11 protein-coding genes are annotated in these 11,366 nt (G+C 68.7%); all 11 read right to left on the reverse strand.

Translation table 11 applies throughout. The features are described 5' to 3' along the window. Nucleotides 1-2: 2 nt before the first annotated feature. Nucleotides 3-938 carry a site-specific tyrosine recombinase XerD gene (xerD, locus tag B1790_RS27005; RefSeq protein ID WP_198952131.1) on the reverse strand — a complete coding sequence of 312 codons (936 nt, stop codon included), beginning with the start codon at nucleotides 936-938 and terminating at the stop codon, nucleotides 3-5. An 8-nt stretch (nucleotides 939-946) separates the two neighbouring features. Then, nucleotides 947-1,570 (reverse strand): NUDIX hydrolase, encoded by a 624-nt coding sequence (locus B1790_RS27010; RefSeq protein ID WP_079926371.1) that lies wholly within the window; start codon nucleotides 1,568-1,570, stop codon nucleotides 947-949. Continuing rightward, nucleotides 1,563-3,311: a CTP synthase gene (locus B1790_RS27015; RefSeq protein WP_079926383.1), complete on the reverse strand. Its 1,749-nt coding sequence runs from the start codon at nucleotides 3,309-3,311 to the stop codon at nucleotides 1,563-1,565. Before B1790_RS27015 ends, B1790_RS27010 begins: the two co-directional genes overlap by 8 nt. Before the next feature lie 100 nt (nucleotides 3,312-3,411). Beyond that, nucleotides 3,412-4,353: a copper transporter gene (locus B1790_RS27020; RefSeq protein WP_079926372.1), complete on the reverse strand. Its 942-nt coding sequence runs from the start codon at nucleotides 4,351-4,353 to the stop codon at nucleotides 3,412-3,414. A gap of 31 nt (nucleotides 4,354-4,384) precedes the next feature. Further along, on the reverse strand, nucleotides 4,385-5,569 hold the full coding sequence (gene steA / locus B1790_RS27025) for a putative cytokinetic ring protein SteA (RefSeq protein WP_079926373.1): 1,185 nt from the start codon (nucleotides 5,567-5,569) through the stop codon (nucleotides 4,385-4,387). Nucleotides 5,570-5,689: 120 nt separating this feature from the next. Beyond that, a complete protein-coding gene (gene recN, locus B1790_RS27030) occupies nucleotides 5,690-7,450 on the reverse strand; it encodes a DNA repair protein RecN (RefSeq protein ID WP_079926374.1) in 1,761 nt (586 codons plus the stop codon). Next, entirely contained in the window at nucleotides 7,440-8,372 is a 933-nt protein-coding gene (locus B1790_RS27035) for an NAD kinase (RefSeq protein ID WP_079926375.1), read from the reverse strand. The genes recN and B1790_RS27035 overlap by 11 nt, the downstream gene beginning before the upstream one ends. After that, on the reverse strand, nucleotides 8,369-9,178 hold the full coding sequence (locus B1790_RS27040; protein ID WP_079926376.1) for a TlyA family RNA methyltransferase: 810 nt from the start codon (nucleotides 9,176-9,178) through the stop codon (nucleotides 8,369-8,371). The genes B1790_RS27035 and B1790_RS27040 overlap by 4 nt, the downstream gene beginning before the upstream one ends. Before the next feature lie 6 nt (nucleotides 9,179-9,184). Further along, complete coding sequence (locus B1790_RS27045) at nucleotides 9,185-9,352, reverse strand: hypothetical protein (RefSeq protein ID WP_198952130.1); 168 nt, start codon at nucleotides 9,350-9,352, stop codon at nucleotides 9,185-9,187. Nucleotides 9,353-9,360: 8 nt separating this feature from the next. Then, nucleotides 9,361-10,383 (reverse strand): HAD-IIA family hydrolase, encoded by a 1,023-nt coding sequence (locus B1790_RS27050; protein ID WP_079926377.1) that lies wholly within the window; start codon nucleotides 10,381-10,383, stop codon nucleotides 9,361-9,363. Between the two features lie 6 nt (nucleotides 10,384-10,389). Then, complete coding sequence (locus tag B1790_RS27055) at nucleotides 10,390-11,256, reverse strand: tetratricopeptide repeat protein (protein ID WP_079926378.1); 867 nt, start codon at nucleotides 11,254-11,256, stop codon at nucleotides 10,390-10,392. Between the last annotated feature and the right edge of the window lie 110 nt (nucleotides 11,257-11,366).

The raw sequence follows: 11,366 nt of genomic DNA on the forward strand, positions 1-11,366 counted from the left end.
CCTCAGCGGGCCCGTGGATGGGCGCCGGCCCACACTTCGCGCAGTGCGCTGACCGTCACCAGCGTGTAGATCTGCGTGGTGGTGACCGATGCGTGCCCGAGCAGTTCTTGGACGACGCGGACGTCGGCGCCGCCCTCCAACAGGTGGGTGGCGAACGAGTGCCGCAGCGTGTGCGGTGACACCGACCCGGAGATGCCCGCGCGTTCTGCGGCGTCCTGCAGCACCTGCCAGGCACTCTGCCGCGAGAGCCGGCCGCCGCGGGCGTTGAGGAAGATCGCCGGGGTGCCCTTGCCGCGGCGCGCCAGGTCGGGGCGGCCGCGGACGTAATAGGCCTCGAGCGCGCTGACCGCGGGCCTGCCGATCGGCACCAGTCGCTGCTTGCCGCCCTTGCCGCGCAGCAGCACCGACCGCGACTGCACGTCGACGTCGTCAACGTCGAGGCCGACGGCCTCGGAAATGCGGGCGCCGGTCGAGTACAGCACCTCGAGAAGCGCGCGGTTGCGCAGCGTCAGCGGACCGTCGGTCTCACTGTCCCCTCCGGCGCCCTCCAGCAGCGCGACGACGTCGTCGAGGCTGATGCTCTTGGGCAGCCGGCGGGTCGGTGTCGGCGGCTTGACCGCGCGGGCGACGTCGACGGTGGTGAGACCCTCGGCGGCGGCGAAGCGGTGAAAGCCGCGGACCGCGATGAGGGTGCGCGCCGCGGACACCGCCGACAGCGGCGTGGTGCCGAGGTCTTCGTCCCCGACTCGCAGCGACACCAAGAAGTCGGTGACGTGTTCCTCGGTGACCGCGGCGACGTCGTCGACGCCCCTGGCCGTCAGATGTGCGGCGTAGCGGCGCAGGTCGCGCTTATACGAGCTCAGCGTGTTGGCGGCCACCCCACGTTCGATGGTGAGGTGGTCGAGGTAGCCCCGGAGCTGGTCGTCCAGGGCGCCCAGGGCGGTGGTCACCCGTTGGTCCGCCGTGCGGCGAACCTCGTCGGCTTGTCGGGCCACGGCGCGTCAACCGGGCGCAGCTCCCGAGCGTCGCGGTCGACGGCGTTGGCAGCCAAGATGCCGGACACGGCAAGGGAATTCACGATGTCGCCGCTGAGCACCATCTCGACGGCGTCGGCGAGCGGGAACCATTCGAGCTCGAGGTCCGCCTCTTCGTCATGCGCTTCGGGCCGTCCGACGTCGGTCAGACCCGTCGCGAGGAAGATCCGGACGGATTCGTCGCTGAATCCCGCCGCCGAGATCACGTCGACCAGGACGGCCCAGTCCCTGGCCGCCAGCCCCGCTTCTTCCTCGAGTTCCCTGGCCGCACTCAGATGCGGGGCCTCGCCGCCGATGTCGAGGAGGCCGGCGGGCAACTCCCACAGCCGGCGTCCCACCGGATGCCGGTACTGATGGATCAACGCGATGTTGTTGCTCTCGTCGAGCGCGACGACGCCGACGGCGCCGAAGTGTTCGACCACCTCGCGGCGCGCCGTCCGGCCACCCGGCATGGCGACCTCGTCGGCGCGCAACGCCAGGATCTTCCCGACGTAGACGGTCTCGCTGTCGACGGTGGAGAACTCGTGGTCAGCCACGGGGTGCGGGCTCTGACAGCTCGGCGCCGTTGGCCCGTTGGGTGGCGAGCTCGACCGGAAGGCGTTCGGCGGCCTTGTAGTCGAGCGCTGCGCCGACGAACGCGACGAACAGCGGGTGCGGGCGGGTGGGCCTGCTCTTGAGCTCGGGGTGGGCCTGGGTGCCGACGAGGAAGGGGTGAACCGCGGAGTCGTACTCCACGAATTCGACGAGGTGACCGTCGGGTGAGGTCCCCGAGAACCGCAACCCGCTCTCCGCGATGCGGTCACGGTAGGAGTTGTTCACCTCGTAGCGGTGCCGGTGCCGCTCGGACACCCGCGTCGACTCGTAGGCCCTGGCGACGATCGAATCCTCTTCCAGGACGGCGGGATAGGCACCGAGGCGCATGGTGCCGCCGAGGTCGGCCTCGCCCGCCACGATGTCCTGCTGGTCGGCCATCGTCGAGACCACCGGATCCGGCGTCTCAGGGTCGAACTCCGCGGAGTTGGCGTCGTCGATGCCGACCGACCGGGCCGCCTCGATGACGATGCACTGCAGACCGAGGCACAGCCCGAGCACCGGGATGCCGTGCTTGCGCGCGAACTTGATGGCTCCGAGCTTGCCCTCGATGCCACGGATGCCGAAGCCACCGGGGATCAGCACGGCGTGCACGTCGTTGAGCGCCAGTGCCGCGCTGGGATCGGTCTCGCAGTCGTCGGAGGCGACCCACTGGATCTCGACCTTGGCGCGGTGCCGGAACCCGCCGGCCCGCAGCGCCTCGGCCACCGACAGGTATGCGTCGGACAGGTCGATGTACTTGCCCACCAACGCGATTCGCACGGTTTCCTGCGGCTCGTGCACGCGGCGCAGCAGGTCGTCCCACTCGGTCCAGTCGACGTCGCGGAACGGAAGGTTGAGCCGCCGCACCACGTACGCGTCGAGCTCCTCGCGGTGCAGCACCTTGGGGATGTCGTAGATCGACGGCGCGTCGGGGGTGGAGATCACGCCGTCCACGTCGACGTCGCACATCAGCGCGATCTTGTTCTTGAGCGGCTCGGGCACGTCACGGTCGCAGCGCAGGATCAGCGCGTCGGGACTGATGCCGATGCTGCGCAGCGCGGCCACCGAATGCTGCGTCGGCTTGGTCTTCAACTCGCCGGACGGCGCCAGGTACGGCACCAACGAGACGTGCAGGAAGAACACGTTGTCGCGGCCCACCTCGTGGCGCACCTGTCGGGCCGCCTCCAGGAACGGCAGCGACTCGATGTCGCCGACGGTGCCGCCGATCTCGGTGATGACGACGTCGGGACGTTCGCCCTCGTCGTCCGGTTCGGCCATCGCCAGGATGCGGCGCTTGATCTCGTCGGTGATGTGCGGGATGACCTGAACGGTGTCGCCGAGGTACTCGCCGCGCCGTTCCTTGGCGATCACCGTCGAATACACCTGGCCGGTGGTCACATTCGCCGATCCCGACAGATTGCGATCCAGGAAGCGCTCGTAATGTCCGACGTCCAGGTCGGTTTCGGCGCCGTCTTCGGTGACGAAGACCTCACCGTGCTGGAACGGGTTCATGGTGCCCGGATCCACGTTGAGGTACGGATCGAGTTTCTGCATCGTCACGCGAAGACCGCGTGCGGTGAGCAACTGGCCGAGGCTGCTGGCGGTGAGGCCCTTACCTAGCGAAGACGCCACACCACCGCTGACGAAGAGATGCTTGGTCGTGGCCTGTGGGTGCCTACGTAACGGATTCGTTCGGCTGAGCAAGGGGGCGACCTCCGTGGCGAATGGCTTGGGGCCTGCCGACCCACGGAAACTCACCCTAACACCGACGGCGACAACTGGTGACGGACGCGCCGGTCGATCGCTACTGAGCGAGTGTGACGGACGACGCACCGCGCCCGATGCCGTACTGACCAGGCCGGCCGCCGTTGGCCATTTCCTGAAGTCCGAGCACCGCGGTGATACGGCCCGACGGACGCTCGACGTCGTCGACCGTGCCGACCGCGTTGGTGAGGCTGGCGTCGGATCGGACCACCGAGACGGCGCCGGTGCCGGTCGCCGAGCCGTCGCGCCCGGCGAGCAACGTTCCCGCGCCGTGTGGTGCCAGACCTGCGGCGAAGCGTGCCACGGTCGCGCCCTGGTTGCCCGCGTCGTCGGCCAATCCGCCGCCCGTGACGATCAGGGCGGTGTCCGCGGGCCCGATTCGTTCGGTGCCGTAGGTGAGGAAGCCGGTGTCGCGAAGCGCCACCAGCACGCCGTCCCGCTGTGCGTCGTCGACTGTGGGGGCGTTCTGGTCCTTCCCGGTCAGCAGCGCGATGCCGAGCAGATCACCGGCTTGGGTGCCCTGGTCCACCGACGTGGTGCTGAGTTGACGCCCGGCGGGCACGATCGGTGAATTGATGACCGAAAGGAGCTTCTCCGAGGAATTGGCGTCGACGAACTCCGGCGTCAACGCGATCGTCCCCGTTACCGCGCCGCCGGCCTCCTCGACCAGTCGCGACAGCGAAGCTACGTCGTCATCGGCGGCGTCGGGGGTCCGGAACATCACCACCGACTTGTCCTTCATCGCGTCGCGGATGATCCGCGGCGACATCTGTGCATCGAAGTCATTTGCTGCACTCAACTTTTCGTTGAGAGCGTTCTTCTCGTCGGTCAGCCCGTTGATTTGGTTCTGCATCTGGGTCTTGTCGTCCTTGAGACCCGCCAGCAACGTGTTGGACAACAAGCCCGACCCCAAGGCCACGCCGATCGCCAGGGCGAGGAAGACCGCCGCCAGTGAGATTGCGTGTGAGCGTAGGGAAATCACGAAACCTCCGAAAGAAGTGACGGGCGACGGGTCAGGTGACCAGGCCCTGCACCCACAGGGAGAACTGATTCCAGTACTGGGTGACCCATTCGATGACGACGGCGTCGGCGCGTGAGACCCAGAGGGCGGCGATGACGGCGATCAGCATGGCCAGCACCAGCAGCGCGATGGCGCCACCGGACACGCGGCTGCGGTATAGCGTCGCGACGGCCTTGGCGTCGACCAGCTTCTCGCCGACCTTCAGCCGGGTGAGGAACATCGACGGATTGCTCTGCTGGCGGGAGCGGTCGAAGAACTCCTCGATGCTGGCGTTGTGCCCCGCGGTGACGATCAAGGACGCGCCGTGATGGTCGCACAGCAGCATCGCCAGGTCGGCGGCCGAGCCGGCGGCGGGGAACGTCATGGCCCCAACCCCGAGATCCTGGATGCGCTCGAGTCCCTTGGCGTGGCCGTCGGCGTCGGCGGGCAGCACCACCTGAGCGCCGGACCGCAGCACCTCGACGCTCATCTCCTCGGGGTCGCCGACGATGAGGGCAGGCCGGTGTCCCGCCCTGCGCAGCACGTCCGCGCCGGAGCCGACGCCGACCAGCACCGGCTGATACTCCTTGATGAAGGGCTTGAGCGCCTTGAGGTCCTCTGCGGCATCGGCCTCGTCGGCGACGATGACGACGTGCCTGCGGTGCAGGTCGACGTCGATGTCCGGGATGCCCATGCCGTCGATCAGCAGCGGGCTCTCACTGCGGATGAACTCGATGGTGTTACCCGCGAACGCTTCGAGGTGTGCGACGAGACCAGTCTTCGCCTCGTGCATGAGGTCGTGGATCTCTTCGTCGGTGCGCTCGACGCCCAGCGCGAGGCGTCGGTCACCGGAGTAGACGCCGCCGTTGTGCAAGCGCACCTTGCTGCCGTCCTTGATCTTCTTGAAGATCTCCGGACCCGCCTCGTCGATCAGCACGACACCGTTGGCGACGAGCACCTCGGGGCCGAGGTTCGGATAGCGACCCGAGATCGACGGCGACGCGTTGACCACCGCGGCGACGTTGGCGTCGACAAGCGCGTCGGCCGTGATGCGGTCGAGGTCGAGGGCGTCGATGACCACGATGTCGCCGGGGCCCACGCGTCGGAGCAGGCGGTCGATGTCGCGATCGACGCGGGCCGTACCGGTTACGCCGGGTCGTGAGCCGGCATTACGCGAGAGAAGCGCTGACATCTTCATGGTGGGATTCTGTCGGCCAACCCTCAAGTTGAGGTGGAGGCGCGCCGTATCACCAGCCTCAGAAGTTACGTTCTGTCACATCTGCACCACGAACGGGTGGGCGGTCGAGTCTCGGACGCCCTACTCGGCGGCTTCCTTTTGCGCCCCCTCGAGCAGCTCGCGCGCATGTGCCCGACCGCTGTCGGACTCCCCAAGCCCGGCCAACATCCGCGCCAGCTCGCCGACCCGGTCGTCGTCGTCGAGACGGCGCACCTCGCTCGACTTGGCCTTGCCGGAACCGCTGTCGACGACGAGGTGCACGTCGGCATAGGCGGCCACCTGCGGCAGGTGCGTCACCACGATGACCTGATGCGTACGGGCCAACCGCGCCAACCGGCGGCCGATCTGCACCGCCGCCCGGCCACCGACGCCGGCGTCGACCTCGTCGAAGACCATCGTCGTGCCCTCCGCCGACGCGGCCAGCACGACCTCGAGGGCCAACATCACGCGCGACAGCTCGCCACCGGATGCGCTCTTGGCAAGCGGCAACGCGTCGGACCCGGAATGTGGCCTGAAGCCGAACTCGACGGCGTCGACCCCGTCGTGCCCGGCGTGCACCACCTCACCCGAGGCGAGCGTCAGCGGGGCCGAGTCGTCGGCCCTGGCCAGCAGCGGACCCACCGCGATGCTGAACCCCGCTCCCGACATCGCCAGCCCGGCCAGCTCGGTCGTAACCGCCTTGGCCATCGCCTTGGCCGACTTTGTGCGCACCTTGGTGACCTCGGCGGCTGCCGCGACGACCTTGCCCTCGAGTTGGTCCACCTTCTGCTGCAGCGCCGCCAGCCCCTCCTCGGAGACGTCGAGCTGCGCCAACCGGCCGCGGGCGTCCTCGGCCCATGCCAGCACGCCGTCGACGTCGGCCGCATACTTGCGGGTCAGGTTGCGCAGCTCACCTTGGCGAGCCAGCTTGCCTTCCAGAGTGCTTGCGTCACTGGGCAATTCGGCGAGGAAGTCGCCGAGCTCGCCTGTCACGTCGCCGACGACCGCCAGCGCCTCGCCGAGCCGGTCGCCCAGAGTCCGAAGGGCGGCATCGTCGGTGGCCTGCAGCGCCGCCTTCGCCTGGCCGATGCCGTCGACCGCCGACGAAGCCCCCTGCACCGGCTCGTCCAGCTCGCCGGACAGCGCGACCCGCGCGGTTTGCGCCGCGTCACGCAGCGCATCCAACTCGGACAGCCGGCGGATGTCGGCCACCAACGCCTCGTCCTCACCGAGCTGTGGGGCGACGGCGTCGATCTCGCCGAGTCCGAACTGCAGCCGGTCGGCCTCCAGCGCCAACTCGCGCGCCCGCTGCCTGCGATCGGCCAGATCCCGGCGCAGGGTCAACCACTCGTCACGATGCGCCCGGTACCGCGCCAACGGGGCGTCGACGTCGGCGAATCGGTCGAGCGCCGACCGCTGTTCGTCGGAGCGCATCAACCGCAGCTGGTCGTTCTGCCCGTGCAGCGCAAGGAGTTCGTTGGTGAAGGTGCTCAACGACTTGGCGGGCACACTGCGCCCACCGAGATAGGCGCGCGACGGACCGTCACGGCTGACCGAACGGGCGGCGATGACGCTGCCGTCGTCGTCGCGGTCAGCGCCGGAGGAATCCAGGATCTCGTCGATCCGCTCGGCGACGGCACCTTCGAGTTCGGTGGTCGTGAAACGACCTTCGACGACGGCCCGCTCGGACCCGGACCGGACCCGGCTGGCGTCGGCGCGGGCGCCACCGAGCAGGTGCAGGCCGGTGACCACCATGGTCTTGCCTGCGCCGGTCTCCCCCGTCAAGACGGTGAGCCCACGGTCGAATTCGGCGGTGGCGGACCTGATGGCCCCGAGCTCGGCGATGCGGATCTCAGCGAGCACTGTGTCCCCGCCAGCCGGTGACCGGCAACTGGAATTTGCGTACCAGTCGGTCGGTGAACGGGGCGCTGTCCAACCGGATCCACTTCAGTGGAGTCCCGCACCGGGTGACCTCGAGCCGGCCACCCGCAGGCACCACCATCTCGCGGCGACCGTCGCAGAACACCATGGCGTCGTACCCGGTGGCCTCCACCTCGATGGCAATGGACGCGTCCGGGCTGGTCACCATGGGCCGAGCGAACAGAGCGTGAGCGTTGTTGGGCACCACCAGGATCGACTCGAGATCGGGCCACAGGATCGGGCCGCCTGCAGAGAACGCGTACGCGGTGGACCCGGTCGGAGTCGAGACCAGCACGCCGTCGCACCCGAACGCCGAGACGGGGCGGCCGTCGACCTCGAGGACGACGCCGAGTACCCCCAGCCGGGGCCCCTTCTCCAGGCTGGCTTCGTTCAACGCCCACCCGCGCTGCTTGATCTGACCGTCGACGCGCACCACGATGTCGAGCGTCATCCGATTCTCGACGCTGTAGTTGCGGGTGACCACCTGATCCAAGACGGTGTCGATGGCGGCGGCCTCCGCTTCGGCGAGAAAGCCGATGCGGCCGAGGTTCACGCCCAGCACTGGGATTTCGACATTGCGGGCGAGTTCTGCGGCCCGCAGGAACGTGCCGTCACCGCCGAGGACGAGCACCATCTCGCACCCTTCGGCGGCACGCTCGTCGGCGTCGACCACCTGAATCTCGGTGCCAATGGTGTTCACGACCGAGGTATTGCTCGGGAACGGCTGATGCTCGACCTGCTCGGCGGCGAGCACCCGTAGCCCAATTCCGTTCGCGCTGAGCACCTTCTCCACTCGACGAGCAGTTTCGGTGGCCTCGTCACGTCCGGTGTGGACGACGAGCAGCACCTGACGTTCGCAGGTCATTGTGGCCCTTCTTCGATCGCTCGACGCACGGCGCTCTCCAGGGACTGGCCAAGGAGTGGACGGTCGGTCTGCGCGCGAAGGCGCAGGAAGAACTCGACGTTGCCGGACGGCCCCGGAAGCGGGCTCGACGTGACGTCGACGGTGTGCCAGTCGAGTTCGGCGGCCCTGCGCGCGACCGACAGCACCGCGTCGGCCCTGATCTCGGGATCCGACACGACACCCCCCGGCCCCACGCGCGCCTTGCCCACCTCGAACTGTGGTTTCACCATGGGAACGATATCGGCGCCCGCCGACGCGCAGGACACGAGCGCGGGCAACACCGTCGCCAACGAGATGAACGACAGGTCGGCGACCACGAGGTCGACCGGGCCCCCGATGAGGTCGGCGGTCAGCGCCCGGACGTTGGTGCGCTCCATGACCACCACGCGGGAGTCGGAGCGCAACGGCCACGCCAGTTGGCCGTATCCGACGTCGGCGGCCACGACCTGGCCCGCGCCACGATCCAGCAGCACCTCGGTGAAACCACCGGTCGACGCGCCGGCATCCAGGCAGCGGCGGCCCTCGACCGGTACGTCGAAGGCGTCGAGGGCACCGATCAGCTTGTGTGCGCCACGCGAGACCCAACTTCGCTCGTCGGCTCCGGTGACGGTGAGGTTCGCGTCGGCGGTGACTGCGGTCGCAGGCTTGGCGGCCGGCATGCCGTCGATGCGCACCCGACCGGCACCGATCAGCTCCGCCGCTTGCTGGCGGGACCGTGCCAGGCCACGTCGGACCAGCTCGGCATCAACGCGAGCGCGCCGAGTCACGTGTGCTTACCTCTCGACTGATTCCAGCGCCCGAACCAGCAGATCGTGTGCTTCTTCCAGGCTTGCCGCGATGCGCTCGACGTCGACGTGCTCGGCGTCGTCGGCACTCGGATCGGGCAGGTCGGCGAGCAATGCCGCGACCATGGCGCGGATCTGGTCGGGATCGGTCGTCATCTCGACCTTCACGCTAGCTGATCGGACGAACCCGCCAACGACCAGCGTTCCAGTGCTTCGTGTGCCGTGTGGTCCCCGCCAAGGATGGCGAACCGAACCCCGTCGACGCTGGAACCCCAGACGGTGCTCGCGACGGCGCGCACGATGCTCAACGGGTCCTCGGCGTCGCGGCCGGTCCAGTACACCGTGACGTCCTGCGGGCCGACCTCCACGCGCCACGACGGGTGCGGCGCGACGCGCAGTGTTCCGCTGTCCTCGTTCAGCGACCGCAGGTCCGCGGCCAGGTAGTTCGGCCGCTCGGCGGCGTCGGCGTAGATCATGTCGGAGACCGAGCTGACGCCGGTCAACACCAACATGCTCGGCAGACCGGCGGCGTTGGCGCCGGCGATGTCGGTGTCCAGTCGGTCCCCGATCACCAGGGGGCGTTCGAACTCACCGCGGGCCAGCGCGTCGAGCAGGAGCGGCGGCTGCGGCTTGCCCGCCACCTGTGGTCGCTGATCGGTCGCGGTCTCCAGCGCCGCGACCATCGACCCGTTGCCCGGCAACAGACCGACTTCCGACGGCAGGGTGCGGTCCACGTTCGCCGCCACCCACAGCGCACCGTCACGGATGGCAAGCGCGGCCTCGGCGAGATCGGCCCACCCCGTCTCCGGCGAATGACCCTGCACCACCGCGTCGGGCTTGTCGGCGAACTTGCGGACCGGCTCGAGACCGACCTTGCGGACCTCGTCCGCCAAGGCCTCGGTACCGATGACGAGAACCTTTGACCCCGAAGCCATTTGGGTTGCCAACAGGCGCGCGGCGCTCTGCGCGCTGGTGACGACGTCGTCCGCCTTGGCGTCGAAGCCCATCGCGACGAGGTTCTTCGCGACGTCGTCGGAACCGCGCGACGCGTTGTTGGTCACGAACAGCGTGCGGGGTTCGACGCTCGCGAGCGTCTCGACCGAACCCTCGGTGGGCTGTTGCCCGCGGAAGACCGTGCCGTCGAGGTCGAGCAGCAGACAGTCGTGGAGCTCTGCAAGTGTCGTCACGTCAGCTCAGCTCAGCTCGGTGATTCGTTCGTCGGCGTCGGTGACGCCGTCGACGTCCGCCGCTTCGGCGTTGATGAACCATTGGAGCGCTTCGTCATTGCGCCCCAGGGCGAGAAGGGTGTCCGCGTACGCATAGAAGAGGCGTGTCGCGGTCAACCCCGTTTGCTCTGGGTCGAGCGGAGGCGACGACAGCACTGCCAAGGCCTGCTCGTGCTGACCAAGATCCGACCGGGCGCCCGCGACGACGATCCGCAACTCGTCGGCGTCGTCACCGGTGAGTTCCTCCGCCTCGGGGGTGTGGGACAGATCGATCGCACGCTGAGGACGGCCGACGCCGCGCTCACAATCGGCGATCAGTGCCAGCAAAGGCGACTTGCTGCCCATCCGTCGCGCGGTGCGGAACTCCGAAAGCGCCTGAGCCCAATCACCGCAGTGATACGCCGCGATGCCGACGGCCTCCCGTACGGCGGCGATCCGGCCCGACCGTGTCCGGGCGGCCTGCGCATGCTTCAACGCCAATTCGGGATTCTCCTCGAGGAGGTCACCGGCAGCGACCAGATGCTTGGCCACGTAGTCGGCGGTGGCCTTGTCCAGGGTCATCAATTCCCCGCGGACGTCCGGGGACAGCTGCTTGGCCTCGACGTCGTCGGGGATGGGAGGTGCGTCCTTGTCGGAGCGGGGATCCTCCGATGGCGAGTGTGGTCGGCGCGGGCGATCGGGGCCGCCGGATCGCGGGGCGCCGCGACGATCGCCGAAGCCGGAGCCGGGTGCCGAGCCACGGCGGGGGTCAGAAGAACCCCTTCGGGGTGCGCCGGCGCTGGGAGTCCGCCGAGGCCGTTTGTCGTCGCCTCCGCGTTGCGTGTCCTGGGCCACGTTGCCTTCCCTGTTCTACTCGCCGTCCCGCAAAGGATACGGCGACACTCGATGCCGCGCGACGATTGCCCATTGGAACGACAAGTCGCTGAAATGCCTAAGGCCCCCAA

Origin of the sequence: Mycobacterium sp. AT1, assembly GCF_002043095.1 — a bacterium.
GTDB lineage: Bacteria > Actinomycetota > Actinomycetes > Mycobacteriales > Mycobacteriaceae > Mycobacterium.

Bases quoted from the DNA above. Each gene is read 5' to 3' on its own strand.
- steA (WP_079926373.1), bottom strand. From the start codon at position 5,569: ATGAAGATGTCAGCGCTTCTCTCGCGTAATGCCGGCTCACGACCCGGC.
- B1790_RS27035 (WP_079926375.1), bottom strand. From the start codon at position 8,372: ATGACCTGCGAACGTCAGGTGCTGCTCGTCGTCCACACCGGACGTGAC.
- B1790_RS27045 (WP_198952130.1), bottom strand. From the start codon at position 9,352: ATGACGACCGATCCCGACCAGATCCGCGCCATGGTCGCGGCATTGCTC.